Genomic DNA, 26,917 nt, shown 5'->3' on the forward strand with positions numbered 1-26,917 from the left:
CGCTGGCGGAAGTATGAGGATGCGATACCCATGCAACATTCCGAGGTACACGACGACCACGAGACGCTGCCCGATGTGGAAGCGCTTCTCGAGGCGATGACCGAAGAGCTCGAGTTGTTGTTCGAGCGTCGTGAGATCGAGCGTGAGCGGCTGATTCCTGTCGGCATTCATACCGGCGGAGTATGGATTGCCCGGGCACTGCGTGAGCGTCTGGGGCTCAGCGAAGCGTTGGCGACGCTGGACATCGGTTTCTGGCGAGATGATTTCGGGCACAAGGGGTTGCCGGACGCCGGCAAGGGCTCACAGCTGCCGGATATCGAGAATCGCGATCTTCTGCTGGTCGACGATGTGTTGATGAGTGGTCGCACCGTGCGTGCTGCGCTCAATGAACTGTTCGATTACGGGCGTCCACGACGCGTATTGCTGGCCTGTCTGCTGGAGCTGCCGGGGCGTGAACTGCCGGTTCAGCCGGATGCGCTGGGCGCCAGTCCGGCCCTGGCGCCCGGCAAGCGCATCAAGCTGGAAGGGCCGGATGCCTTGCGTCTGACGTTGGTGGATACCGGGGAGAGTGCGGCATGAACCTGTTCGATCTCACCCAGGCCAGCGCAGAGGTGCGTGCGGCCTCCCCGTCCCAGGTCCAGCTTGACGAGCAGGGGCGTCTGCGCCACTTCCTGGATATCGAAGGCTTGCCGCGTGCAGTCCTGACCGAGATTCTCGACACGGCGGATCACTTCCGCGGCATCGGTGATGCCGAGGTCAAGAAGGTGCCTCTGCTGCGGGGGCGTACGGTGGCCAATCTGTTCTTCGAGAACTCCACGCGTACCCGGGCCACCTTCGAGCTCGCCGCCAAGCGCCTGTCGGCGGATGTGCTCAACCTGGACATCAAGACGTCTTCCGCAGCCAAGGGCGAGTCACTGATGGACACGCTGGTCAATCTCGAGGCCATGCAGGCGGATGCCTTCGTGGTGCGCCATGGTGACTCGGGCGCGGCGCACTTCATCGCCAGCCAGATCACGCCACATGTGGCGATCATCAATGCCGGTGACGGGCGTCATGCCCACCCGACCCAGGCGATGCTCGACATGCTGACCATTCGTCGCCACAAGGGCGATTTTGCCAACCTGCGCGTCGCCATCGTCGGTGACATCCTGCATTCGAGAGTCGCGCGCTCGCAGATTCTGGCACTCAACACCCTGGGGGCAGCCGAGGTGCGTGTCGTGGCCCCCAGGACACTGCTGCCCGTGGGCGTCGAGACATTGGGCTGCCAGGTGTTCACCGAGCTTGAAGCCGGGCTCAAGGATGTCGATGTCGTCATCATGTTGCGTCTGCAGAAGGAGCGCATGGATGGCGCGCTGCTGCCCTCGGAGTCGGAATACTATCGTCGCTACGGCCTGACCCGCGAAAGCCTCGCCCACGCGCATCCTGAGGCGGTAGTGATGCATCCGGGACCCATCAATCGAGGTGTCGAGATCGAGTCCGCCGTCGCGGATGGTCCGCGCTCGCTGATCCTCGATCAGGTCACCAATGGCATCGCCGTCCGGATGGCGGTGCTGTCGATGGCGGTATCAGGCCAGATGAAGGCGCGCGCTGAGCGCAGAAATGAACGTTCTCGAGGAGCTGGAGCATGAAACTCAGCCTCATCAATGCTCGGGTCATCGACCCCTCCAGTGGCCGCGATGGCCAGTATGACCTACACCTCGAAGAGGGACGTCTGGTCGCGATCGGTGCGCCACCGCGTGGCTTCGTCGCGGATGAGCAGCAGGATCTCTCGGGCAAGCTTGTCGTGCCGGCCTTCGCTGACCTGGGGGCCCATCTGCGTGATCCCGGACCGCGCTACAAGGGCAGTCTGGCCAGTGAATCGGCCGCGGCACTGGCAGGGGGATACAGCGTCATCCTGCCTCGTCCGGATACCAGTCCGGTGCTCGACAGTGCCTCTCACGTGCGCACCCTGCTCGATCGCGCTCGCGATGTGGCTGGTGTCAGGGTGGCCCCCCTGGGAGCGCTGACCCAAGGGCTGGAAGGGGAGCTGCTCGCCAACATGGCCGCACTCAAGTCCGCCGGTTGTGTCGCCTTGACCAACCTGCGCAGGCCGATCCGTGATCTTGGTGTGCTGCGACGTTGTCTGGAATATGCACGCACCTTCGATATCACGGTGGTCTTCCAGGCACAGGAAGCCACCTTGGCGGGTCAGGGATGCGCGCACGAGGGGGCCATCGCGTCACGCCTCGGATTGGCAGGAATTCCCGAATCGGCAGAGACCATCGCGCTGACCCAATGGCTGCTGCTGATCGAGCAGACCGGCGTGAGGGCGCATGTCTCGCTGCTTTCCAGTGCTCGCGCGGTGGAGCTGGTGCGTGATGCCAAGGCCCGAGGGCTGGATATCACCGCGGATGTCTCGATCGCCCAGTTGCATTGGACCGATGAGCAGCTGGAAGGCTTTGATGCCAACTTCCATCTTCAGCCGCCTCTGCGCAGTGCCGACGATCGTGAGGCACTTCGTGCCGCTGTCGCCGATGGCACCATCGATGCGATCGTCAGTGACCACCTGCCACATGAGGCGGCCGCGAAATGTGCGCCTTTCGCGGTCTCCGAGCCCGGCATGACCAGTCTGGAAACCGTGCTGCCGCTTGGGCTGGCGCTGGTCAAGGCCGAGATGATCAAGCTGCCGCGCCTGATCGAGACCCTGACGTTCAGCGCCCGGCGCTTCGGGCTCAAGGGGGGCATGCTGAAGGAAGGTGATTATTGTGATCTCGCGGTGATTGATATGGAGCAGAAATGGCGTGTCTCCAGCGAGACGCTGGCAAGTGCTGGACATAATACGCCACTGCTCGGCATGCAGTTGACCGGGCGTGTCGAACGCGTGCTGTTGGGCGATACGCGCTACGCTTGAAAGATGTTTCACGTGGAACATCCATGCTTCACCAGGAGGCCGGTCTCTTGAGGTCAGTCTCCGGGTGGCTGGTTACAACTTGCTGATAAGCCTGTGATTTCATGGCTTGTGGTGCTTGGGAGCTGTTGGTTGCTTCGCAGAGAAGCCAGTGCCGACCTGGGCAACATGTCCGCCACGATCAGCAGATGTTTCACGTGGAACATCGATGCCCGGCATCACGGCACATGGCCAGCATGTCGTTGCGCGAGCCTCGAGTGCTGGGAAAGAGAATGTTGGAACACATAGGAAGTCGAAAGAATGCCCATGATTCGTGCGGAATTCATCAGTGGCAAGACAGAGGCACAGAAACGGGAACTGGTCGAAGCCTTGACCCGTGAGACAGCTCGCGTACTGGAGGTGCGCAAGGAGTCGGTATGGATCGTACTGCAGGAAGTCGAGCCGGAAAACTGGGCGGTTGCGGGTACGCCATTGTCAGACCGCTGAGTGCAATGGGCGCGATGGTCACTGCTGTTCACAAGCGTCGTGTCGTGACACAAGTGGTTGAATATATTTGGTTTTACCAAAAAATCGAAGATGTTCCACGTGAAACAGTCAGTGCGTCATCGCCTCTCTGTTCCGAGTCGTATTGAAAAAACGCCGCAGCCTGATGGCTGCGGCGTTCTTGTATCAGCGACATCCCCACGGCCATGGTTCCGTCACTGTGACGTGCACTGTCGGATTCACCCTTCGAAATCAGCTTCCGAGTAGAGAGTACGAATGCGCAGCGTATGGTCGACGGTCTTGAGGGCCTCGAGTGCCTTCTTGCCGTAGGCCTTGTCGACATCGATGACCACGTAACCGACGGTATTGTTGGTCTGCAGGTACTGGCCGGAAATGTTGATGCCTTCCTCGGACAGTACGCGGTTGATGTGAGACATCACGCCCGGCACGTTGTCGTGGATGTGCAGCAGACGGTGCTTCTCCGGGTGGGCCGGCAGCGCGACCTCCGGGAAGTTGACGGAGCCGATGGTGGTGCCGTTGTCGGAGTAGGTCACCAGCTTCTCCGCCACTTCCACGCCAATGTTTTCCTGAGCTTCCATGGTGGAACCACCCACGTGCGGCGTCAGAATGACATTGTCGAACTCGCGAAGCGGGGAGACGAACTCTTCACCATTGCCTTTCGGTTCGACCGGGAAGACGTCGATGGCCGCGCCCAGCAGCTTGCCGCTGGAGAGGGCTTCGGCGAGGTCCTCGATCACCACGGTGGTACCACGAGCGGCGTTGATGAAGACGCTGTTCTGCTTCATCAGCGCGAACTGCTGCTTGCCCATCATCCACTTGGTGGAGGGGATTTCCGGGACGTGCAGGGTGACGATGTCAGCGCGCGCCAGCAGTTCTTCCAGGCTTGCCACCTGGCGGGCATTGCCCATGCCCAGCTTGGTGACCGCATCGTAGTAGATGACATCCAGACCGAGAGATTCGCTCAGTACGGACAGCTGCGAGCCGATGCTGCCGTAGCCGACGATGCCCAGTGTCTTGCCCCGGACTTCATGGCTGTTCTTGGCAGTTTTCATCCACTGGCCACGGTGCGCCTTGGCGCTCTTTTCCGGCACGCCACGCATCAGCATGATCGCTTCTGCCAGTACCAGCTCAGCGACGGAGCGGGTATTGGAGTAGGGCGCATTGAAGACCGGAATGCCGCGCTTGAGTGCAGCTTCCAGATCGACCTGATTGGTGCCGATGCAGAAGCAGCCGATGGCGGTGAGCTTCTCGGCAGCGCTGATCACGCGCTCGTTGAGCTGGGTGCGGGAGCGGATGCCGATGAAGTGCACATCACGGATCTTCTCGATCAGTTCGTCCTCGGCGAGCGAGGTCTGAAGCAGCTCGATGTTGGTGTAACCCGCGTTGAGGAAGTTATCCACGGCGGATTGGTGGACACCCTCGAGCAATAGAATCTTGATCTTGCTCTTGTCCAGGGACGTCTTGGCCATTGTCGAATCAACCCTCTCGCCGGTCATGCCGACGTTTCTGTTCGTTTGGTCTTTTTCATGTCCTGCTGGCGTGTCACGCCTTTAGAAAATGCCAGAAAAACAGCGGGGCGTGCTGTCAACAGGGGGGCAAAGAATATCACAGCTGGTGCGGGCCCCGGTTGAAATGTCCAATCGGTCAGCATGAAAAATGCACAGCTTGAAACGAGTGGTCACGCCGGTGTCGGGTGGGCAGCGTCACAGGGCCCATCGGGTTATACTGGCATATCACATGGACATCCCGGGTTCAGCCCGGTCTGATCAGCGAGAGCACTCATGGCCGAACAGGAAGCGCCGCAGGATTTCGCCGCCACCCTTGCGCGTCTCGAGGGATTGGTGACGCAACTGGAAGCCGGCGACATGTCGCTGGAAGCGTCATTGGGCGCTTTCGAGGAGGGAGTGCGTCTGGCACGTGAAGCACAACGACGGCTCGACGACGCCGAGCTGCGTCTGCAGGCCTTGGTCGAAGGGCCTGATGGCACGCTGGTGTCCACTGCATTCGAAGCGCCCGAGATGCCCGGCAGTTCCGTCGGTGCAGGGGATGAGGAGAACGATTGGTGATGTCAGGTGCATCGACGACGCAAGCCATGCCGTCCGCGCAGGCAAGCGAATTGATTCGTGGTGGGCAGGCGCGTAGCGAGGCCGTGCTCGAGGCATTGCTCAGTCCGGCGGGGGCGGTCAGTGATCGGCTGGAAGAGGCCATGCGTTACAGCGTGCTGGGAGGTGGCAAGCGACTGCGGCCTGTCCTGCTGTACGCTGCCGGACGTGCGCTGGGAGGCGATGAGGACGAGGCAGGGCGTACAGCGCTGGATGCCACTGCGGCCGCTCTGGAGCTTGTCCATGCCTATTCACTGGTTCACGATGACCTGCCGGCGATGGATGACGACGACCTGCGCCGTGGCCAGCCCACCGTCCATCGCGCCTTCGATGAGGCGACCGCGATTCTGGCGGGCGATGCCCTGCTGAGCCTGGCCTTCGAGGTCATTGCCGATACCGCACATGCGAGAACGCCAGCCCTGATACGCACCCTCGCGGAGGCATCCGGTCGACGTGGCATGGTGGCGGGGCAGGCGCTGGATCTCGAAGCGGTGGGGCAGTTCCGAGAGGTCGAGGCACTGTCACGCATGCACGCCTACAAGACTGGCGCGCTGATTCGCTCGGCTGTTCGTCTTGGCGGGCTGGTGGCGGTCGAGGAATCGGATTCGCGTCTTGAGGCTCTCGAGCGCTACGCTTCTGCCATCGGCCTGGCTTTCCAGATTCAGGATGACATCCTGGATGTGACCGGCGATACCGCCACGCTGGGCAAGACCGCCGGTGCGGATGCTGCACGCGACAAGCCGACCTACCCGTCATTGCTTGGCCTGGAAGGAGCCCGAACCCGGGCAGGTCAGTTATTGGACGAGGCCCTGGATGCCCTGGCACCGCTGGGAGAGGCCGCAGAGCCTCTCGCGGTGCTGGCGCGCTACATGATCGAGCGAGACCACTGATTCCTGACGCCTATGAAGCTGTTTGACGAGATACCTGAGGCGCGCCCCGCGACGCCATTGCTCGATGCGGTCGAGACACCAGACGCACTGCGGGCCATGAGTCCGGCACAGCTGCGCCAGCTGGCCGATGAATTGCGCGCCTTCCTGCTTTACAGCGTCGGCTGCACCGGGGGGCACTTCGGTGCCGGCCTCGGTGTCGTCGAGCTGACGGTTGCCCTGCATCATGCGCTGGAAACCCCGCGTGATCGCCTGGTGTGGGATGTCGGTCATCAGGCCTATCCCCACAAGATCCTGACCGGCCGGCGCGACGCCATGCACAGCATGCGTCAATACAACGGCCTGTCTGCCTTCCCCAAGCGCGCCGAGAGTGACTACGACACCTTCGGGGTGGGACATTCCAGCACCTCGATCAGCGCCGCGCTGGGCATGGCACTGGGCGCGCGTACCGCGGGAGAATCCCGTCGCGCCTGTGCGGTGATCGGTGATGGCGCCCTGACGGCCGGCATGGCCTTCGAGGCGCTGGCGCATGCCGGGCACGTCAAGGCCAACCTGCTGGTCGTGCTCAACGACAACGAGATGTCGATCTCGGAAAATGTCGGCGGTCTGGCGAGCTATCTGGCGCGTATCCTGGCCAGCAAGCCCTATACCCAGATGCGCGCCAACGGCAAGAAGCTGCTGTCGCCGCTCCCGGGGGCGCTGGAGCTTGCCAAGCGTACCGAAGAGCACATGAAGGGCTTCATCAGTCCGGCGACGTTGTTCGAGGAGATGGGCTTCAATTACATCGGTCCCATCGATGGGCATGATCTGCCGGCGCTGGTCCAGACACTGCGCAACATGCGCGATCTCGAGGGTCCGCAGTTCCTGCATGTGGTGACGCGCAAGGGCAAGGGCTTCCTGCCGGCCGAGCGCGACCCCATCGGCTACCACGCGATCACCAAGCTGGAGAAGGCCTCGTCGGAGCAGGCGCGGCAGGCGCCTTCCGTGACGGATGTACCGGCACCCAGGCCGCAGAAGTACTGCAGCGTCTTCGGCAACTGGATCTGTGATGCCGCCGCGGCTGACCCTCGTGTCATCGGTGTCACGCCTGCCATGCGGGAAGGCTCGGATCTGGTGCGTTTCTCGAAGGAATATCCTGATCGCTACTACGATGTCGCCATCGCGGAGCAGCATGCCGTGACGGTGGCGGCCGGCATGGCCTGTGAAGGCATGAAGCCGGTGGTGGCGATCTATTCCACCTTCCTGCAGCGTGGCTATGATCAGTTGATCCATGATGTCGCGGTACAGAAGCTGGATGTCACCTTTGCCATCGATCGCGCGGGACTGGTGGGTGAGGATGGACCGACCCACCACGGCAGCCTCGACATGTCCTTCCTGCGTTGCGTGCCGGAGCTGGTGGTGATGGCGCCGGCGGACGAGAGCGAGTGTCGTGGCATGTTGAGTGCGGCGCTGGCACATCCCGGTCCGGCGGCCGTGCGTTATCCGCGTGGCACCGGACCCGGCGTCGCCACGGGGCATGACCTGACGCCATTGACGATCGGCAAGGGCGAATATCGTCGTCGCATCAGTGCCAGTCCCGACGTGCGCATTGCCATCGTTGCCGTAGGCAGCATGAACACGCCGGTGGCAGAGGTCGCCGAGGCACTGGACGCGACCCACTTCAATCTGCGCTCCATCAAGCCGCTGGATCGCGAGGCCCTGCTGGAGATTGCCGACGAGCATGATCTGGTCGTCACGGTGGAAGAGAATGCCGTGGCAGGCGGTGCGGGTGCCGGCGTGGCAGAGCTCTACCTGAATGCCGGTCTCGCGCAGCCGATGCTGCTGCTGGGACTGCCGGATGACTTCGTCGAGCATGGCAAGCCGGCAGAGCTGCTGCGTGATTGCGGGCTGGATGCGGCTGGCATTCGCGCCAGTATCGAAGGGCGTCTCGCACGCTGAAGTTGCCACCTGGCTCACAGGAACGCCTGTGGATGATTCGAACATTCGAGTTGTCCACAGGCGTTTTTTCTTGCGTGAAAAACGCGCCTGATGCGCCGCACTCTGCTGGCATGATCGACGCTGGCGCGCCATGCTGGGACGGACTGCCGATCCCCTTTTCGCAATGTTGCCAAGGAACGCCCGCCACGATGCTGACTCTCTACAGCTACCCCAATTCCCGCTCACTGCGCGTCGCCTGGACGCTGGAAGAGCTGGAACTCGACTATCGGATCCACAGCCTCGATCTCAAGGCGGGAGAAGGACGCAGCCCCGAGTATCTGGCCATTCATCCCGACGGCAAGGCGCCCGCCATCGTCGAGGGGGAGTTGGTACTGTTTGAATCCAGTGCCATCTGTCGCTATCTCGCCGCCCGTGAAGGCCGCCTGATACCGTCTTCGCTGGAAGGTCAGGCGCAGCTAGACCAGTGGCTTAGCTTTCTGACCACCGAACTTGAGCAGCCGCTGTGGACGCTGGCCAAGCACACCTTCGCATTGCCGGAAGAACGACGCTGTGAAGACGTGAAGCAGACCGCGCAGTGGGAATTCCAGCGTGCATTGGGAGCGCTCCAGCGCCGCTTCGAGGGACAGGGCTGGTTGTTGGGCGACGACTTCACCCTCGCTGATCTTTTCCTCGCTCAGGTATTGGGCTGGGCCCACAAGGCGCAGCAGCCGATCCCCTCGTCGCTTGCGCGCTGGATGCAGGAAGTTCTTGCGCGTCCGGCCTGCGCACGGGCGCGTGAGCGTGAGGCCCAGGCTGCCGCCAATCGCACCTGATACATATGAGACATCCACATCGAGAGATGCCTCTCGCTCTGTCACAGCCATGAAATGAGGCGCGTGAGACAAGGCCTCTGAAAGCTCGCACAAGCGCCAAGGCGCCACCCTGATATCAGGGTGGCGCCTTTTTTGTTTCCAGGCCTCAGGCGGGCTCTCCGGGCGTTCTGTCGCGTCCGAAATCGTGGGGGCCTGGCGAAGCCTCACGACAGCGGGGCGGGCCACGTGCCGCGGGTGGGGCTGCAGGCGAGGCCGCGGCATCCGAGACCTGTCAGGCGTCATCCGCACTGCCGGAATGGCGGTTGATCCGATCTTGAGCGCTTTTCGTATCTAAATGTGATGCGTAATCATCAATATAATATTGAGTTGATTGGTTGTTGATCTGTCGTGAGGTCTGAGAGGGCCAGGGAGTCCGGTGCAGCCGCTAAAACGCCATGTGAATCAGTCGCTTGCCTATGACGTGGCGATTGTCAGACATGGATTTGAGTAAAAGTTGATCGGATATCGCAAATTATGATTCTTTCGCATCATTTATTGATTCGATATATCGTTAATTGCGAATCCTCGTGGTATGATTTGCACAGAAACCTCAATGGGGATAACGACTTATGTGGATCTGGCAGCAGCCTGACTGGCCGCAGGGACGACTGGCGATCATGCCGCTGTTGAGCGAGATGAGCGCAACGCAGGCGGTGATGTCACCGTTGGTGGCGCAAGGGCAGCAATTGAAGGCTCGCCAACGTCTGCGCCTCGAAGCCACCTTGCTCAGTGAAGAGATGGAGGCCTGTGCCCGTCTGTCCGGCGTGGTATTTGGCAGGGCCGCATTGCGCGATGCCCTTTACCAGGCATTGGGGCTGGAATCCGGACAGCTGGAGGCGCCCCGTGGGCAGGTGCCGGGGATTGATGTCTTCGTGGATGTCATGCTCGAAGTGGTGCGGACGGCCTTCCAGCCGCTGGCGCGTGAGCAGGTACTGGAATGGCATCGCCGGCTGGGCCCCTTCCTGCCGCGCAGCAGTGGTCAGCGTCTCGGTGAATGGCGTGATGGGCCCCATGAAGCGGTCAGCGGACGTTATGGCCTCAAGCGATTGCGCTACCGAGCGCCTGGCATGACCGGTGATGAACTTGCGGATGAGCTGGAGCGTTTCTGGCAGCGTCTGGAAGAGGAGGAGCCGGAGGCTGGCAATCCCGGAGTGATCAACGCCCTCAGGCTGCATGCCCACTGGCAGGCGCTCTCACCACTGGCGCTGGGCAACGGGTTGATCGGACGCTTGCTGCTGACTCGCTGGTTGACGCGCGTCGATACGCTGGCGGCATTGCAGCAGCAGGGAGAGTGGACGGGGCGGGTGGCGAAACACTGGGAAGCAGAGGCGTTGGAGCAGCTCTGCTGGCGTCGCCAGACATTGTTCACGGTGGTGGCGGAGCGTCAGGAGGAGCTGCGTGAGCTCGAACAGCATTGTCTTGGTACGCCGGGCACCTCGCCGAGTGGGCAAGCGCTTCCACCTGAGCTCAACCGTGCCTTGAATGGCGATGCGGCCGATGAGGTGCTGCCGGGCGACATGAATGCCTGGGTCGCGTGGTGGCTGAGACAGCTGCGCGATGGCGGACGACGGACGGCATCCCACTACCTGAGAGTGCAGCGTGCCGAGCGCCTGTGGATGGAACATGCCAGAACGCCACTGAATTCCCGTCAGCGCGAACTGGTGCTGACCCTGCTGGAGCGTGATGACGACGAGGGTATCGGGCGTGCGGAGTATCGCGCGCTTGTCGAGACCTCAGACCCGACGGCAGCGCGAGATCTCGCCGATCTGACCGCCAAGCAGGTGCTGGAAAGCTATGGTGTCGGGCGCGGCACGCGCTATCGGCTGCCGGTCTTCGCGCCGCAGGAAGACAGCGCCGTGAGAAACGAGCCCTGAAAAGCGCGTCTTGAAGGCGCGCCTTGAAAGCGAAAATATCGCGAAAAAAAGCGGGAAGGGTCATGACGACCCTTCCCGCTTTTTTTTCATCTGGCTTGCCAGTGCTCTCAAGTCAGTGCTCTCAAGCCAGTGTGCTCAAGAGAGCCTGCCTTGTGTCAAACCTCATACGGCAGCACACCTGTGTAGATCGCGAAGAAGTGGCAGGTGCTGCCGCCGAGCACGAACAGATGCCAGATGGCGTGGTGATAGCGCAGGCGTGTCATCAGGAAGAAGATGACGCCCAGGGTATAGGTGATGCCTCCGGCCACCAGCAGGATGAGCCCCGTCTCGGAGAGCTGCTCGACCAGCAGGGGTGACGCGAACACGATCAGCCAGCCCATCAATAGATAGACGGTGACGCGTAGCGCACTGAAACGCGCTGGCCAGCGCAGCTTGAGAAAGATGCCGCCCAGCGCGAGGGACCAGATGATGGCAAACAGTGTCCAGCCTGTCGGACCCCGCAGATTGACCAGCAGAAAGGGGGTATAGGTGCCAGCGATGAGCAGATAGATGGCGCAGTGGTCCATCAACTGGAAAGCGGACTTGAGGCGTGGGTGGCGGATGCCATGATAGAGCGTCGAGGCAGCGTAGAGCGCGACCAGGGTGGTGCCATAGAGGCTGATGCTGATGATCTTCCAGGGATCGGCCTCTGCCGCCAGACAGGCCATCACGATCAGCACCACGGTGCCGATGAGTCCCATGACAGCGCCGAGACCGTGGCTGGCACTATGTAGCCATTCTTCAAACCGGGTATAGAGAGCGGGACGTGACGATGTCTCGGATGACGATGTCGGTGAGGGTGAGGGCTTGCGCATGGTGATGTCTCCGGCGCGGATTCCTCTCAAGCCTACTCTCTATAGGATGACGCCGTCATGTCACGCTCTTTCGCCGCCTTCATGGGCTCTCGATGGGCGGGAGCACATCAGTGCCCCCTCCCGCATCTCGATCTCTACTCGCTGCGCTCGATATCCACGTCGCTGGCGTGGGTGAAGTCATCGAGTGCCATCATGTGGCCAAGCTTGCCGGCCTTGGTCGAGAGGTATTGCTCGTTGTGCGGGTTCAGACCGGTGGTGATCGGCTGACGCTCGCTGATGGTGACGCCATCGCGGGTGAGCGCATCGACCTTGCGCGGGTTGTTGGTCATCAGCTTGAGGGTGCTGACCCCGAGATGCTCCAGCATCGGGACGCAGATATCGTAGCGGCGCATATCAGCGCCGAAGCCCAGGCGCTCATTGGCTTCGACGGTATCGGCACCGCCATCCTGCAGCTCATAGGCGCGAATCTTGTTGAGCAGGCCGATGCCGCGCCCTTCCTGACGCAGGTAGAGCAGCACGCCACGCCCTTCGGCGGCAATGCGCTTGAGCGCTTCCTGCAGCTGATAGCCGCAGTCACAGCGCATGGAGAAGAGGGCGTCGCCGGTCAGGCACTCGGAATGCACACGGCCCAGCACCGGGGCACCGTCATCGATGTCGCCCAGGGTCAGAGCGATGTGGTCCTTGCCGGTGGTTTCGTCCTCGAAACCGTGCATGGTGAAGGTCGCCCAGGGGGTTGGCAGCCGCGAGGCGGCGATGAATCGAATGGTCACTGTTCACCTCGAACGCCCGAACAATCGCCGGGCTGAAAAAGCACGGGCATGCGGGGACTCGGCAATGTCTCGATGAGTGATTCACGTCATTGGCGGCCAGCATGCAATCATCAGGCGAGTTTACCAGTCTGAAGCGTGCGACTCATCGCCTGCGATGGAAAAGCGTTGTTGCCGACACCACCACAATCCGTGGAAGCACTTCAGGAGGAGAGGCCGGGCGGGTGTCTGGGCGGAAAGCGAGGGGAAAGCCAATGCATTTGTTGCATCGTCGCGATGGGCGGGATTTTGCTCAGGCTCTGATAGAATGCCGGGACATTCCCGAGCTGATGTGTGATTCTGATGACCCTGAAGAATGATCGCTTCCTGCGCGCGCTGGCCCGTCAGCCGGTTGACCGTACCCCTGTCTGGATGATGCGCCAGGCGGGCCGTTATCTGCCGGAATACCGTGAAATCCGCGGTCAGGCCGGTGGCTTCATGGACCTGTGCATGGACACCGCGCGTGCCTGCGAGGTGACGCTGCAGCCGCTGGAGCGTTTCCCGCTCGATGCCGCGATTCTGTTCTCCGATATCCTGACCATCCCGGATGCCATGGGCCTCGGGCTTTACTTCGAGACAGGTGAAGGTCCGAAATTCCGCAAGACGGTGCGCACCGCCGCGGAAATCGAGGCGCTGAGCGTTCCGAACGTCGAGCGTGATCTCGATTACGTCATGCGTGCCGTCTCGACCATCCGCCGCGAGCTGAACGGTCGCGTACCGCTGATCGGTTTCTCCGGCAGTCCCTGGACACTGGCGACCTATATGGTCGAGGGCGGTTCCAGCAAGGACTTCCGCCATGTGAAAGGCCTGATGTATTCCAGCCCCGAAGCCATGCATCAGTTGCTCGACACCCTCGCTCAGGCCGTCACCGATTACCTGAACGCCCAGATCGCGGCGGGTGCCCAGGCAGTGCAGATCTTCGATACCTGGGGCGGCACCCTGTCCACACCGGCCTATCTCGAGTTCTCGCTGCGTTACATGGAGCAGATTGTCGCTGGCCTCAAGCCTGACAGCGAAGGCAATCGCGTGCCGGTGATCCTGTTCACCAAGAATGGCGGCCAGTGGCTCGAGCACATCGCCGCCAGCGGTTGTGACGGTGTCGGCCTGGACTGGACCACCGAGATGTCGGATGCGCGCGCGCGCGTCGGCCATCGCGTGGCCTTGCAGGGCAATCTGGACCCGAATGCGCTGTTCGGCACTCCCGCCGCGATTCGTGCCGAAGTCGGCCGCATTCTCGATAGCTACGGTCAGGGGCCTGGCCACATCTTCAACCTGGGGCATGGCATCAGCCAGTTCACTGACCCGGGCAACGTCAATGCTCTGATGGACGCTCTGCATGAGCTGAGCCCCGCCTATCATCAGGATGACACCGCCAACGCCACGCCGCTGGCGCGCGATTGAACCATGTCACTGATGGCTGACAGCCCCGCCGTGTCTTTCATGGCGGGGTATCACGCATGACGCCGCTGGAGCAACGCCTCGCGCCGAGGCGAGGCTGGGCGTGCGTGGCACTGTTCTGCCTGCTGCTGATCCTGTTCGGCACGCTCTCGCCGGGTGAGCCTCACCCGGAGCAGACCTTCCCCTGGGACAAGCTGCAGCATTTCTCCGCCTTCGCCTTGCTGGCACTGACCACGCGGCTGGCCGGGTTGAGCAGTCTTGTCATCCTGCCCGCCTTGCTGCTGCTGGGCGTTGGCATCGAGGGGCTGCAGCTGGTGATTCCCTATCGCGGGGCAGAAGTGCTGGATGCGCTGGCGGATTTCCTCGGCATTCTTGCCGGGCTTGGCTGCCACCTGGGCGGACGTCTGATGGTGCGCCTGAGCCGCCTGTGACGGGCCGTGTGCCAGGCCTCTACCCGCCAGAAGAGGCCTGGCGGGTGAGTCGTTGGTCATCGCGCGTCAACCCCAGTGCCTCGAGATCGTGCACAAGCTCTTTCCACTCCGCGTGTCTTTGGCTATGGTGCTGCGCCTGAGTCCTGTTGATTGATCAGGACTGCATCGCCCGATGACGCGTGCGTCGATGATTCAGGCCTTGAGGGTCTGATGTCCCGTCCTCTTATTCATACCTTGATATCCGACTCCGATATCCCTTGTGAGGGTTCTCATGACCGAACATCTCGATGGCTCCTGGTTCACCGAAATCTTCGACCGCCACGGCAGCGCCTTCTCGCTCAAGGTCAGCCACAAGCTGCATGACGAGCAGACGCCTTATCAGCACCTTGAGGTCTATGCCACCGAGACCTACGGCAATCTGATGGTGCTGGACGGCTGCGTGATGCTGACCGACCGCGACAACTTCCTCTACCACGAGATGATGTCGCATCCGGCGCTGTTCACCCACGCGGCCCCCAAGCGTGTCGTCATCATCGGGGGGGGCGACTGTGGCACCCTGCGTGAGGTGCTCAAGCACCCGGGCGTGGAGAAGGTCACCCAGATCGACATCGATCCGGCGGTCACGCGGGCTTCCGAGCAGTTCTTCCCGGCACTGGTCGAGTCCAATGATGACCCGCGTGCCGAGCTGCTGTTCGAGGATGGCGTCAAGTGGGTCGACAACTGCCCGGACGAGAGCATCGACGTGCTGATCGTCGATTCCACGGATCCGGTCGGTCCGGCGGAAGGTCTGTTCAAGACCGACTTCCTCAAGCGCTGCCACCGTATCCTCAAGCAGGGGGGGGTGATGGTGCAGCAGAGCGAGTCGCCGCTGTATCACACCGACTCCATCATCAAGGACCTGCGCAACGACATGGGCGAAGCGGGCTTCGACAGCGTCGCGACCCTGCCGTTCCCGCAGCCGGTATACCCGTCCGGCTGGTGGAGCTGCACCCTGGCGGGCAAGGGATGTGACGTGAAGTCCTTCCGTGAGGAAGACGCGGCTGCGGCCAGCTTCGCGCGCGATTTCTATACCGTGGAAGGCCATCGTGCCGCCCTGGTACTGCCTCCCTTCATGCAGCGTCTGCTGGAAGACTGAGTCATCCAGAAGCGCATCGGGGCGTGAAGGATGCGTTTCAGTGCGCGGTAGCGTTGAGTCAGGGTGGCTGCGACATTGGTCGCAACTCCCCAGACCGGAGCGCAGGAAAGTTCAAGAACGGCCGTTTCGTCATGAAACGGCCGTTTTTATTTTGCACCGATATGAAGCGAACGAGGCGTCAGACGCCACTATCTGCACGCTTGTCTCGCCATATGATCGACGGTCGGCATCGGGAGGTTTGGCCGTTTTCACTGCCGTTCGGCTGTTTTTTCAGCGTTGAACGCAGCGGATCACACGATAGGCGGAAATTGGAACGGAGCTTGCTATTGTCGAGGGGTGCCATGCACAGCATTGCACCATCACCGTCTCGGGGTGTTTCCGAGCGGATTCCAGACATACGCGAGGGATTCAAGATGCATAACAACAAGAAGCCACTGCTGATCGCTAGCGCCGCCCTCCTGGCTGCCTCGGTAGCCAGTGGTGCCAGTGCCGCGACTCTGGATAGCGTCAAGGAAAAGGGCTTTGTCCAGTGTGGTGTCAGCACCGGTCTGCCGGGCTTCTCGGCGCCGGATGACGCCGGCAACTGGCAGGGCCTGGATGTCGATGTCTGCCGTGGTGTCGCGGCGGCTGTGCTGGGTGATGCCAGCAAGGTGCGCTACGTCCCGCTGACGGCCAAGGAACGCTTCACCGCGCTGCAGTCCGGTGAAATCGATGTCCTGTCGCGCAACACCACCTGGACCGCCACGCGTGACACGTCTCTGGGCCTCAACTTCGCCGGCGTGAACTATTACGACGGCCAGGGCTTCATGGTCAGCAAGGACCTGGGGGTCTCCAGTGCCAAGGAGCTGGATGGCGCGGCGGTCTGTATCCAGTCCGGCACCACCACCGAGCTGAACCTGGCGGATTACTTCCGCCTCAACGAGATGTCCTTCGAGCCGGTCGTCTTCGACACCTCCGACCAAACCGTCAAGGGCTTCGAAGCGGGCCGCTGTGACGTCCTGACCTCCGACCAGTCCCAGCTCTACGCCCTGCGCATCAAGCTCTCCGATCCGGCGTCCGCCATGGTACTGCCGGAAGTCATCTCCAAGGAGCCGCTGGGCCCCGTCGTCCGTCAGGGCGATGACCAGTGGTTCAACATCGTCAAATGGACCCTGTTCGCTCAGATCAACGCCGAAGAGATGGGGCTGACCTCCGACAACATCGAAGCCAAGAAGTCGGATACCAATCCCAATGTCGCGCGTCTGGTCGGTGCCGATGGCAACTACGGCGAAGCCATGGGGCTGCCGGCTGACTGGGCCTATCAGGTCATCAAGCAGGTGGGCAACTACGGGCAGATGTTCGAGCGCAATGTCGGCACCGGCTCCGCTCTGGGGATCGAGCGTGGTCTGAACGCGCTGTGGACCGACGGCGGCGTCCAGTACGCACCGCCCGTTCGCTGATGCCTCGGCTCGCCTGGAGGTCCAGCGCGAGCCGGGTGAACCGTGACGCAGGCTGAGCAAGGACGCTGGCCAGGGAGAAGTGGCCATACGGTCATTTCCCCTGGCCAGCGTCGTGAGGGGCTTGGTCTGTTCCCCGTGATCCTTTCCTCGAGTGCCGAGAGATAACTGATCTGCCGTTCGATAGGGCGGCAGGCGGAAGTCGCATAGCTTTCCGGCGGAGATTGCCTGTATGACACAACCTGCTTCTCGCCCGCCGGCCACGGTCAAGCCGCCATTCTGGCGTGACCCGGCCAAGCGAGCACTGATCTTCCAACTTCTGATGCTGGCAGGCGTGTTCGGCGTGTTGGCGATCATCGTCAGCAATACCCTGACCAACCTCGAAAGCCGTGGCATCACCACCGGCTTTGCCTTCCTGGACAACACCGCAGGCTTTGGCATTCTGCAAAGTCTGATCGACTATTCCGAGCAGTCCACCTATGGCGATACCTTCATCGTCGGTCTGCTCAACACCCTGCTGGTATCCGCACTGGGCGTCATCGCGGCCACCGTGATCGGCTTCATCATGGGGATCGCCCGTCTCTCCCCCAACTGGCTGATCTCGCGGCTGGCGGCGGTCTACATCGAAGTCTTCCGCAATATTCCCCTGCTGCTGCAGATCTTCTTCTGGTACTTCGCCGTTCTTCGCACTCTGCCGAGTCCGCGAGGTTCGCTGTCGCTGGGCGAGGCCTTCTTCCTCAACGTGCGCGGTCTGTTCGTGCCGGCACCGATCACCTCCAGCGGCTTCTCGGTGGTGATTGCCGTGTTCGTGCTGGCCGTCGTCGCCAGCGGCATCTTCAGCTACTGGAACCGCCAGCGTCAGGCCCGTACCGGTCAGCGCTTGCCGGCGGGCTGGATCTCGCTCGGCCTGATCATCGTGGCGCCGCTGCTGGCCTACTTCGCGATGGGCATGCCGCTGAGCTGGGAGCTGCCGGAACTCAAGGGCTTCAACTTCCGTGGCGGCATCACGGTCGTTCCCGAGTTCCTCGCCCTGTGGGTCGCGCTGTCGGTCTACACCGCGGCGTTCATCGCCGAGATCGTGCGTTCCGGCATCGAGGCGGTACCGCACGGCCAGACGGAGGCCTCACGGGCGCTGTCGCTGTCAGGTGGCATGACGCTGCGCCTCGTGGTGGTGCCGCAGGCACTGCGCGTCATCATCCCGCCGCTGACCAGCCAGTACCTGAACCTGATCAAGAACTCGTCGCTGGCCACGGCCATCGGCTATCCCGATCTGGTCTCGGTCTTCGCGGGTACCACGCTCAACCAGACGGGTCAGGCCATCGAGGTGATCGCCATGACGATGCTGGTGTATCTGACCATCAGTCTGCTGGTCTCCATGTTCATGAACTGGTTCAACGCCCGCATGGCGTTGGTCGAGCGCTGAGGGTCTGCCCATGTCGATTGAAAAGACCCTGTCACGGGTTACCGAGAAGATGATCGATTCCCGCCCGGCGCCAAGCGACAGCATCGGTGCGGTGGCCTGGCTGCGAGCCAATCTGTTCGCCGGACCGATCAATACGCTGTTCACGCTGTTCGCGCTGTATCTGGTCTACCTGCTGGTGGTGCCCAGCCTGCAATGGGCGCTGATCGATGCCGACTGGAGTGGCACATCGCGTGCTGATTGCACGGGTGAGGGGGCCTGCTGGGTCTTCATCAGTGCGCGCCTCGATCAGTTCATCTATGGCTTCTATCCGAGTGAGGAGACCTGGCGGGTCGATATCGTGTTCGCCATCTTTGCCGCGCTGATCGCCTGGCTGGCGATTCCGAAACTGCCGGCAAAGGGCTGGGTCGCCATCGTCACTCTGGCGGTCTTCCCCTTCATCGCCTACTTCCTGCTGCATGGTGGCAGCTTCGGGCTCGAGGTCGTCGGCACCCACGAGTGGGGCGGCCTGATGCTGACACTGGTACTGGCGGTGGTGGGTATCGTGGCGGCACTGCCGCTGGGGATCCTGCTGGCGCTGGGGCGTCGCTCCGATATGCCGATCGTGAAGAGCATCTGCGTGGTGTTCATCGAGTTCTGGCGCGGTGTGCCGCTCATCACGGTGCTGTTCATGGCCTCGGTGATGTTGCCGCTGTTCGTGCCCGGTGAGGTCAATCTGGACAAGCTGGTGCGTGCACTGATCGGCATCACCCTGTTCCAGAGTGCCTACATGGCGGAGGTGGTGCGTGGTGGCCTGCAGGCGATCCCGAAAGGGCAGACCGAGGCCGGCATGGCGCTGGGGCTGGGCTACTGGCGCAACATGGGGCTGATCGTGCTGCCCCAGGCGCTCAAGATGATGATCCCCGGCATCGTCAACACCTTCATCGCCCTGTTCAAGGACACCTCGCTGGTGCTGATCATCGGGCTCTTCGATCTGCTCGCCATCGTGCAGGCCGGTCTCGCCGACCCCAAATGGCTGGGCTACTCCATCGAGGGCTATGCCTTCGTAGCACTGGTCTTCTGGGTCTTCTGCTTCAGCATGTCGCGCTACAGCCAGTATCTCGAGCGCCTGCTGCATACCGGTCACAAGAAGCGCTGATCACGGCGCCAAGGAATCTTCATCATGACAACGACAACATCCGCCTCGCAGGGCAACACCGGTGCCGATGAGCGCCCGATGATCGAGCTCAAGGGCCTCAACAAGTGGTACGGCGACTTCCACGTGCTGCGTGACATCAACCTGAGCGTGCGCAAGGGCGAACGTATCGTCATCTGCGGGCCTTCAGGGTCCGGCAAGTCGACGATGATCCGCTGCATCAATCATCTCGAGGAGCATCAGGAAGGCGATATCGTGGTCAACGGCATGCCGCTGACCCAGGACATCAAGCAGATCGAGGCGATCCGTCGCAACGTCGGCATGGTCTTCCAGCACTTCAATCTGTTCCCGCATCTGACGGTGCTGGAGAACTGCTGTCTGGCGCCGATCTGGGTACAGAAGCGGCCACGCCGCGAGGCGGAAGCCGAAGCCATGAAGTACCTGGAGCGGGTGCGCATCGCCGATCAGGCCCACAAGTTCCCGGGGCAGCTGTCCGGCGGCCAGCAGCAGCGTGTCGCGATCGCACGCTCGCTGTGTCTGAGCCCGGAGGTGATGCTGTTCGATGAGCCGACGTCGGCGCTGGACCCGGAGATGATCAAGGAAGTGCTGGATGTCATGGTCGAACTGGCCAATGAAGGCATGACCATGCTGTGCGTGACCCACGAGATGGGCTTCGCCAAGACGGTGGCGGATCGTGTCATCTTCATGGATCAGGGGCAGATCATCGAAGAGAACGCGCCGGAGCCGTTCTTCAACAATCCGCAGTCCGAGCGGACCCAGCTGTTCCTCAGCCAGATACTGGGGCATTGAGGCCACGGACTGATCGGATGATGTGAGCCGCAGAAAAGACAACGCCCTGTGTGATGACAATCACGCAGGGCGTTTTCGTATGTCTTCCACAAGGGCGTCAGTGAGTGCTTGCTTCGCCCTAGCGTCACCCATCGTGACATGTCATCAGAGGCTGGGCTCCGTCCTGCGTGCCTCGGTGCTGCTGGTGTCCGGAAGCTCATCGTCGCCGCCCAGGCTCGGTTCCTGCGGCTTGGCGGCGGCCTTGGACGATGCTTCGGCAGGCGTCGGTGCCGCCGGTGTGGCAGCTGATGCCTCTTCGCCCTCGCGCGGCCAGGTGACACTGCGCGGCTTGCCGACCCAGCTGTCGTCATCGTCATGCACGGCAGGGCGACGTGAGATGGAGCGCGTGACAAGTGCGGCTGCATCCAACGAGTGGTTGGCGCCACGTACGCTCATCACGTGATGCGGCGCCATCAACAGCTCGAACAGCAGACGCGTGAGAACGAAGGCCAGCAGGAAACCGCCGACACCCTGAGACAGGACTGGCCATTGTGCCAGCAGTGAATTGTCCGGCCCGATGGGCGTCAGGTGCTGCAGCGTCCAACCGGTAGCCGCGACCAGAAGGCCCAGCTGGATCGACAGGTGAGCGGTGACCAGCACACGGCGGGGCAGTGGGCGGCGCATCAGGATCAGATCGCGCATCGAGACATCTCCGGAACAGAGCAAAAGAGTGAGAGGGCGAGAAAGAGGGCAGAGCGGGCCCTGTGTGCAGCGGATGTTAGCACGCACTTCGCCAGCCGCGTCATGTCCGGGAGTGGCGACGGCCATGTCGGTCGTTCTGGTCGAGAGTCGCTATCGCGCGATCCTGCCATCAGGTGTCGCAATGGCGTGGTGGTACGGAAAGCCCGATACAGCGTCCGGGAGGCGAGTGCGGGGTAAAGGCAGGATGAGCCGTGCCGATAGTCACACATGGCGGCATGCACTGCATGTCTCATTCACGAATGCCATCCCCGCCACAGCAATGTGATGGTCACGGTTCGTCACTTGCCCGCTGAATCTCCAGCCAAGGAATGCCGATGTTTGCTTCATTACGTGCACGTATCACGCTGGCCTGCGTGGCTATCGTGCTGGTCGCGCTGGTCGTGGTCAGCAGCTTGAATGCCTGGACCACCTTCCGTAATACCCATGCAAGTGAAAGTGACTTCCAGCAGAGGCTGCTGCAGTCCAACAGTGCACAGCTGAATCAGTGGTTCGATGTACACGTCAATGCGGTGATGGGCATCGCGGCGGGGAGTCTCGAGCAAACCCCCGAGCGCGCCTTGACGCAGGCGATGAAGCAGGGGGATTTCAGCAAGACGTACGTGGGCTTCCCGGATGGACGTTTTCGTTACTTCGATGGGCGCCCCGCCAGCCCCGGCTATGACCCGCGAGAACGTGGGTGGTACAAGAGCGCCGTCGCGGCCGGCAAGCCCGTCATTACCGCTCCCTATGTCGGGGCCACCAGTGGCAAGCTGGAAATCAGTGTTGCCGCTCCAATCTATCGCGGCCGGCAATTGGTGGCCGTAGTGAGTGGCGATCTGCCGCTCGAGTTCATCACTCGGACAGTCTCCGGCCTTTCTCCGACCCCCCACAGTTTCGCGTTTCTGGTGGATTCTGATGGCGTGCTGATCGCACACCCGGAGGCCGACAAGGTATTGACTCCCATGAGTACACTGTCGCCTGAACTGACGCACGCCGCGCTGGAGGCCAGTGACAGACGTGTCATGTCGGCTGAGCGAGCGCTTGCGATCGACATCGATGGGCGTGATTACCGGTTGTTCAATGCCGCATTGGCGGATGTGGAGTGGCAGTTGGCATTGGCATTGGATGTCGCTGATGCCGATGGCTCGCTTCATGCCCAGTTATGGACCACGTTGATCTCGACGTTGCTGGTGCTTCTGGCGGCTGCCGGCGTGATGTGGTGGATCGCCAACCGCAGTTTGCGCGGGTTGGCATTGGTGCGTGATGCGCTTGTGGATATCGCGGCTGGCGAGGGTGATCTCACTCGCCGCATCTCGGTCAGCGGGCGCGATGAGGTCGCTGAAATAGGGAATGCCTTCAATCGCTTTGTCTCCACGCTCAATGGGGTCTTGAGCGAGATTCGTCTGGCCAGCAGTGCGGTGCAGACCGCGGCAGCCGAGATAAGTCAGGGGAGTCAGGATCTCTCGGCGCGCACCGAGCAGGCCGCGGCCAATCTGCAGGAAACCTCCGCCTCGATGGAGCAGATCTCCGGCACGGTGGCCCAGTCAGCCGATTCCGCGCGCGAAGCGGATGGCCTGGCCAGTTCGGCAAGTGAAGTGGCACGCCGTGGCGGGGCGGTCATCGGCGAGGTGGTGACCACCATGCAGGGGATTGACGAGGACTCGCGCAAGATCACCAAGATCGTCAGTGTCATGGATTCCATCGCCTTCCAGACCAATCTGCTGGCGCTCAACGCCTCTGTTGAAGCGGCGCGTGCCGGCGAACAGGGGCGAGGCTTCGCGGTAGTGGCAGGCGAGGTACGGACTCTTGCTCAGCGCTCTTCTGAAGCCTCACGGGAAATCGCGACACTGATCAGTTCCGCCAACGAGCGCACGCGCGATGGCGCCGAGCAGGCAAGGCTCGCAGGGATCACCATGAACGAGATAGTCGCCAGCGTGGCCCGCGTGAACGAGGTGATCGGTGAGATCAGTCATGCCACTCAGGAGCAGAATCATGGTGTGGGTCAGGTCTCGAGTGCGGTGGCGGAGCTGGACCAGGTAACGCAGCAGAATGCAGCGCTGGTGGAGGAGTCGGCCGCTGCCGCTGATGCCCTCTCGGAGCAGTCTGCGCGTCTGGCCGAGATGGTGGGGCGCTTCCGACTGGATGGCCCTGCACAGCCGCCGGCAATGGCGCCGCGCAGCGCAGGCACCCTTTCCGCACAGTACTCCAGCCCCCGCGCTGCCAGAGCCGTCGCATCGGAGGAGCTGGATTGGCAAGCCTGGTAAGGCCGTCAGTACATGGGCTTGTCCGTCACGAATGACACGCACCAGACGCCAGGGCCGCCCTTAGGGGCGGCCCTGGCGTTTTGGGTTATCGACGGTCTTGTCGACCTACAGGGGGGGCGGGCTGGCGGGGCGGTGTGCGGGAAATGAGCGGTAAGGGTTGAATGTTCACTCCGCTGCCAGCATGTCCTCTGATGAACGCAGAAGATGATCGTCAATATCTGATCAACGACGCCTCACGAGAGACAGGGAGTGTGTAAATGGTTACTTACATCGTTGCTGCTGATGCCGCCCGCGCTCGTATCTTTGCCCGTGCTGCCGGCAAGGTCACTGAAGTGGACAGCCTCGTACATCCTGAAAGCCGTCAGCATACCGGTGACTTGAGAACCGGTGGCAAGGGCGAGTCCAGTGGCGGGCACGGTAGCCTGCATCAGACGGGAGATGATGGCGCGACCTCGGACAAGCATCAGGACTTCTTCGCCAAGGAAGTGGCGCAATATCTCAAGCAGGCGGCCAACGACGGCAAGTTTGATCAGCTGATCATCGCTGCCGCACCCAAGTTCCTCGGTGCGCTGCGTGACAAGCTCGACAAGCCGGTGGCCAAGCTGGTCAGCGAGACCGTCGACAAGGATCTCTCCCATGAGAGTGCCGACGACATCAAACAGCGCTTCACTGGCCTGAATCACTGAAGTCGGTGACATGACGGCAGGGCGTTACACGGCCTGCTGAATCTGAAAGCACCGTCAGCGGACTCGCTGGCGGTGCCTGTGCGTTGGCGTCATGCAATATGGAGGGTAAGTGAGTGCTTGCGTACCTGCAGCCATGCTGCTTGATGGTCACGGTACCTGATGCATCTCGATCTCGTCGCTGCGTGAGGCGGAGCCACTCAGGGTGCGGCAGCTCGTCACGAACTCGCGCATGGCCTGGGTAATGAAGCGGTCGCGATGATGGACGAAGCGATAGGCGCGAGTCAGCTCCAGCCATGGGGTGGGCAGCTCGACCAGGCTACCGCGCCGGAAGGCGTCTCGCAGCGCCAGTCGTGAAACGCAGCCGATTCCCAGGCCGGCCTCCACCGCGCGCTTTATCCCCTCGGTGTGCTCCAGTTCCATCATGATGTCGAGTCGCTGGGCCACGCTGTCCGAGGGGCTCTCGAGGTGTGGGCGCAGTGCCTGCTCGAAGGTGCTGCGGGTGCCAGAGCCCCGTTCACGCATGATCCAGCGCGCCTCCAGCAGGCGTGCGAGCGTCACCTCTCCTCGGGCCAGAGGATGCGAGGGAGCGCAGAAGATGCTCAGGCGATCACTTACCCAGTGCGTGGCTTCCAGCAATGGGTGCTCCACCTCGCCTTCCACCAGCCCGATATCGAGCTCGAAATGCGCCAGCTTCTCGATCAGCTGGTGGGTGTTGAGGACATGCAGCTCTACACGGCTAGCCGGATGATGCTCAAGGAAGCTGCCGACGATCTGGGGCGCCAGGTAGTTGCCGATGGTCAGGGTGGCGCCGATTTCCAGTGAACCGGTGGCATCCTGCTGGCCGAGCAGCTGCTCGAGTTCTTCCGCCTGATCCAGCAAGGCGATGGCCTTGGGAAGCAGTTCGCGGCCAAGGCCATTGAGGCGCAGGCGTTTGCCATGCCGGTCGAACAGGCGGCAGTCGAACTGGCGCTCCAGTTCGGCCAGAGCCGTGCTGGCGGCGGACTGTGACATCGCGAGGCTTTCGGCTGCCAGCGAGACGTTGTCGTGGCGTGCCACGGCAACGAAGACCGCCAGTTGTCGCAGGCTGTAACGCATTCCGCCTCCTTGTGCATGCAGGCAGTGTCGAGAGGAGCTCGCTGGCCAGCGCAACACCCGGTTCGCGCTGCAATGTGAAGCAGGCCATTGCCGGGCTTGTAATGCGATTCATTCGCAATCAATATTGATAGTCTGGATAACCTATATCCAGATAAACCATTTAACGCATAACCCAACAGTGACTACAATCGCTGCATAGTTCATTGGGTCATAAGCTGTTATTTGCTTATTCCATAATAGAATGCTTGATTTCAAGGGGCGCGACCCCGGGAGGCCACCAGGTGAGCAGTCTGACCACTACCGAAGTCATCGACGTCCATCATTGGAACGACTCGCTGTTCAGCTTCCGCACCCAGCGGGAAGACAGCCTGCGCTTCAAGAATGGCCAGTTCGTGATGATCGGCCTGGAAGTCGAAGGCAAGCCGCTGATGCGCGCCTACTCGATCGCCAGCCCGAACTACGAAGAGCATCTGGAGTTCTTCTCCATCAAGGTGCAGGACGGCCCGCTGACCTCACGCCTTCAGCACCTCAAGCCGGGTGACCAGATCATGGTCTCGCGCAAGCCCACCGGAACGCTGGTGCTGGACGATCTGCTGCCGGGCGAGAATCTTTACCTGTTCTCCACCGGAACTGGCCTGGCGCCCTTCCTGAGCGTGATTCAGGACCCGGAGACCTATGAGCGCTATGACAAGATCATCCTGATGCACGGTGTGCGCCATGTCTCAGAGCTGGCCTATGCCGACATGATCGCGGAAGAGCTGCCCAAGCACGAGTATCTTGGGGAAGAGATCGCCGAGAAGCTGATCTACTACCCGACCGTGACGCGCGAGGAGTTCCGCAACCAGGGCCGCATCACGGATCTGGTCGAGAATGGCAAGCTGTTCGAGGACATCGGCCTGCCGCCGCTGGACCCGAAGCGTGACCGCGCGATGATCTGCGGCTCGCCGGCGATGCTCGACGATATCAGCGCCATGCTGGATGCCCGTGGCTTCGCCATCTCGCCGAAGATGGGTGTGCCGGGTGACTATGTGATCGAGCGTGCCTTTGTTGAGAAGTGAGCGTGTTGAGAAGTGAGCATGTTGAGAAGTGAGCGTGTTGAGAAGTGAGCATGTTGAGAAGTGAGCGTGTCGAGACGTAAGCATGTCGAGAAGTGATGCTCTGAGCATGAACCACGAGCATCACGCATGAACGGCACGTGCTGAAACGAAAAAACCGCAGGCCAATGGCCTGCGGTTTTTTGTGTGCTCATGTCACCCGTCGGGGCAGCACGTCATCGCCAGGGCTTGCACCAGGGGCTTAGACGGCGTCCTTGCCGGTCTCGCCGGTACGGATGCGAATGACCTGCTCCAGCGGCGAGACGAAGATCTTGCCGTCACCGATCTTGCCGGTGTTGGCGACATTGGTGATCGCCTCGATCACGGAATCGATCATGGCGTCATCCACGGCGACCTCGAGCTTCACCTTGGGAAGGAAGTCGACCACATACTCGGCACCCCGATACAGCTCCGTGTGGCCCTTCTGGCGGCCAAAACCCTTGACCTCGGTCACGGTGATACCCTGGACGCCAATCTCGGACAGGGATTCGCGTACGTCGTCGAGCTTGAATGGCTTGATGATGGCAGTGACCAGTTTCATCGTCTCTCTCCTTGGGTGATGGTGCGGGTGGCGTTGCTGCTCGCCACGC

General features: G+C 61.8%; 25 protein-coding genes. 19 read left to right on the plus strand and 6 right to left on the minus strand.

What is annotated here, in order from left to right:
* Positions 1–30 precede the first annotated feature (30 nt).
* The 4 genes from pyrR to BOH68_RS00225 all read left to right on the plus strand — a co-directional run bounded on the left by pyrR (position 31) and on the right by BOH68_RS00225 (position 3,373).
* Positions 31–579 carry a bifunctional pyr operon transcriptional regulator/uracil phosphoribosyltransferase PyrR gene (gene pyrR / locus BOH68_RS00210; protein ID WP_170877492.1) on the plus strand — a complete coding sequence of 183 codons (549 nt, stop codon included), beginning with the start codon at positions 31–33 and terminating at the stop codon, positions 577–579.
* Complete coding sequence (locus BOH68_RS00215) at positions 576–1,628, plus strand: aspartate carbamoyltransferase catalytic subunit (protein ID WP_077379658.1); 1,053 nt, start codon at positions 576–578, stop codon at positions 1,626–1,628. Before pyrR ends, BOH68_RS00215 begins: the two co-directional genes overlap by 4 nt.
* Positions 1,625–2,890 carry a dihydroorotase gene (locus BOH68_RS00220; RefSeq protein ID WP_077379656.1) on the plus strand — a complete coding sequence of 422 codons (1,266 nt, stop codon included), beginning with the start codon at positions 1,625–1,627 and terminating at the stop codon, positions 2,888–2,890. Before BOH68_RS00215 ends, BOH68_RS00220 begins: the two co-directional genes overlap by 4 nt.
* A gap of 303 nt (positions 2,891–3,193) precedes the next feature.
* Positions 3,194–3,373, plus strand: coding sequence for a tautomerase family protein (locus tag BOH68_RS00225; protein ID WP_258038371.1), 180 nt, complete (start codon positions 3,194–3,196; stop codon positions 3,371–3,373).
* A 236-nt stretch (positions 3,374–3,609) separates the two neighbouring features.
* Here BOH68_RS00225 and serA read toward each other — a convergent pair whose 3' ends face one another.
* On the minus strand, positions 3,610–4,860 hold the full coding sequence (gene serA / locus BOH68_RS00230; protein WP_077379652.1) for a phosphoglycerate dehydrogenase: 1,251 nt from the start codon (positions 4,858–4,860) through the stop codon (positions 3,610–3,612).
* Positions 4,861–5,172: 312 nt separating this feature from the next.
* Here serA and xseB point away from each other — a divergent pair, with 312 nt between their 5' ends.
* From xseB to BOH68_RS00255, 5 genes are all read left to right on the plus strand, one after another.
* Positions 5,173–5,457, plus strand: a complete 285-nt coding sequence (gene xseB / locus BOH68_RS00235) for an exodeoxyribonuclease VII small subunit (protein WP_077379650.1) — start codon at positions 5,173–5,175, stop codon at positions 5,455–5,457.
* Positions 5,458–5,483: 26 nt separating this feature from the next.
* Entirely contained in the window at positions 5,484–6,383 is a 900-nt protein-coding gene (locus tag BOH68_RS00240) for a polyprenyl synthetase family protein (protein ID WP_077380002.1), read from the plus strand.
* A gap of 12 nt (positions 6,384–6,395) precedes the next feature.
* Positions 6,396–8,318, plus strand: coding sequence for a 1-deoxy-D-xylulose-5-phosphate synthase (gene dxs / locus BOH68_RS00245; RefSeq protein ID WP_077379648.1), 1,923 nt, complete (start codon positions 6,396–6,398; stop codon positions 8,316–8,318).
* Positions 8,319–8,506: 188 nt separating this feature from the next.
* On the plus strand, positions 8,507–9,130 hold the full coding sequence (locus BOH68_RS00250) for a glutathione S-transferase family protein (protein ID WP_077379646.1): 624 nt from the start codon (positions 8,507–8,509) through the stop codon (positions 9,128–9,130).
* 608 nt (positions 9,131–9,738) lie between these two features.
* Positions 9,739–11,043 (plus strand): Fic family protein, encoded by a 1,305-nt coding sequence (locus BOH68_RS00255; protein ID WP_077379644.1) that lies wholly within the window; start codon positions 9,739–9,741, stop codon positions 11,041–11,043.
* 155 nt (positions 11,044–11,198) lie between these two features.
* Here BOH68_RS00255 and trhA read toward each other — a convergent pair whose 3' ends face one another.
* Positions 11,199–11,897, minus strand: a complete 699-nt coding sequence (gene trhA / locus BOH68_RS00260) for a PAQR family membrane homeostasis protein TrhA (protein ID WP_077379642.1) — start codon at positions 11,895–11,897, stop codon at positions 11,199–11,201.
* 134 nt (positions 11,898–12,031) lie between these two features.
* Positions 12,032–12,667 (minus strand): GTP cyclohydrolase II, encoded by a 636-nt coding sequence (gene ribA / locus BOH68_RS00265; RefSeq protein WP_077379640.1) that lies wholly within the window; start codon positions 12,665–12,667, stop codon positions 12,032–12,034.
* 339 nt (positions 12,668–13,006) lie between these two features.
* On the opposite strand from ribA, the gene hemE reads away from it, so the two are divergent.
* The 7 genes from hemE to BOH68_RS00300 all read left to right on the plus strand — a co-directional run bounded on the left by hemE (position 13,007) and on the right by BOH68_RS00300 (position 20,468).
* The gene (gene hemE / locus BOH68_RS00270; RefSeq protein WP_077380000.1) at positions 13,007–14,104 is read left to right on the plus strand and encodes a uroporphyrinogen decarboxylase; all 1,098 of its coding nucleotides are present in this window, start codon (positions 13,007–13,009) and stop codon (positions 14,102–14,104) included.
* A 56-nt stretch (positions 14,105–14,160) separates the two neighbouring features.
* The gene (locus BOH68_RS00275; protein ID WP_136939468.1) at positions 14,161–14,532 is read left to right on the plus strand and encodes a VanZ family protein; all 372 of its coding nucleotides are present in this window, start codon (positions 14,161–14,163) and stop codon (positions 14,530–14,532) included.
* A 271-nt stretch (positions 14,533–14,803) separates the two neighbouring features.
* Entirely contained in the window at positions 14,804–15,667 is an 864-nt protein-coding gene (speE, locus tag BOH68_RS00280) for a polyamine aminopropyltransferase (RefSeq protein WP_077379636.1), read from the plus strand.
* A gap of 413 nt (positions 15,668–16,080) precedes the next feature.
* Positions 16,081–17,106, plus strand: a complete 1,026-nt coding sequence (locus BOH68_RS00285) for an amino acid ABC transporter substrate-binding protein (RefSeq protein WP_077379634.1) — start codon at positions 16,081–16,083, stop codon at positions 17,104–17,106.
* A 229-nt stretch (positions 17,107–17,335) separates the two neighbouring features.
* Entirely contained in the window at positions 17,336–18,526 is a 1,191-nt protein-coding gene (locus BOH68_RS00290) for an amino acid ABC transporter permease (RefSeq protein WP_077379632.1), read from the plus strand.
* A gap of 10 nt (positions 18,527–18,536) precedes the next feature.
* Positions 18,537–19,661 carry an amino acid ABC transporter permease gene (locus BOH68_RS00295; RefSeq protein WP_077379630.1) on the plus strand — a complete coding sequence of 375 codons (1,125 nt, stop codon included), beginning with the start codon at positions 18,537–18,539 and terminating at the stop codon, positions 19,659–19,661.
* A gap of 78 nt (positions 19,662–19,739) precedes the next feature.
* Positions 19,740–20,468 (plus strand): amino acid ABC transporter ATP-binding protein, encoded by a 729-nt coding sequence (locus tag BOH68_RS00300; protein ID WP_043331784.1) that lies wholly within the window; start codon positions 19,740–19,742, stop codon positions 20,466–20,468.
* Between the two features lie 144 nt (positions 20,469–20,612).
* Here the strand turns inward: BOH68_RS00300 and BOH68_RS00305 are convergent, their stop codons facing one another.
* The gene (locus tag BOH68_RS00305) at positions 20,613–21,149 is read right to left on the minus strand and encodes a hypothetical protein (RefSeq protein ID WP_077379628.1); all 537 of its coding nucleotides are present in this window, start codon (positions 21,147–21,149) and stop codon (positions 20,613–20,615) included.
* Positions 21,150–21,523: 374 nt separating this feature from the next.
* Between BOH68_RS00305 and BOH68_RS00310 the strand changes: the two genes are divergently transcribed.
* Positions 21,524–23,452 (plus strand): methyl-accepting chemotaxis protein, encoded by a 1,929-nt coding sequence (locus BOH68_RS00310; RefSeq protein WP_181013930.1) that lies wholly within the window; start codon positions 21,524–21,526, stop codon positions 23,450–23,452.
* A 257-nt stretch (positions 23,453–23,709) separates the two neighbouring features.
* Complete coding sequence (locus tag BOH68_RS00315; protein WP_077379624.1) at positions 23,710–24,138, plus strand: host attachment protein; 429 nt, start codon at positions 23,710–23,712, stop codon at positions 24,136–24,138.
* A gap of 147 nt (positions 24,139–24,285) precedes the next feature.
* Here BOH68_RS00315 and BOH68_RS00320 read toward each other — a convergent pair whose 3' ends face one another.
* Positions 24,286–25,233: a LysR family transcriptional regulator gene (locus BOH68_RS00320; RefSeq protein ID WP_077379622.1), complete on the minus strand. Its 948-nt coding sequence runs from the start codon at positions 25,231–25,233 to the stop codon at positions 24,286–24,288.
* 281 nt (positions 25,234–25,514) lie between these two features.
* Between BOH68_RS00320 and BOH68_RS00325 the strand changes: the two genes are divergently transcribed.
* Complete coding sequence (locus BOH68_RS00325; RefSeq protein WP_077379620.1) at positions 25,515–26,291, plus strand: ferredoxin--NADP reductase; 777 nt, start codon at positions 25,515–25,517, stop codon at positions 26,289–26,291.
* A gap of 238 nt (positions 26,292–26,529) precedes the next feature.
* On the opposite strand, the gene glnK is transcribed toward BOH68_RS00325, so the two are convergent.
* Positions 26,530–26,868 (minus strand): P-II family nitrogen regulator, encoded by a 339-nt coding sequence (gene glnK / locus BOH68_RS00330; protein ID WP_024951507.1) that lies wholly within the window; start codon positions 26,866–26,868, stop codon positions 26,530–26,532.
* Positions 26,869–26,917: the final 49 nt, after the last annotated feature.

The sequence above is a fragment of the Cobetia sp. MM1IDA2H-1 genome (assembly GCF_002916775.2).
GTDB lineage: Bacteria > Pseudomonadota > Gammaproteobacteria > Pseudomonadales > Halomonadaceae > Cobetia > Cobetia marina.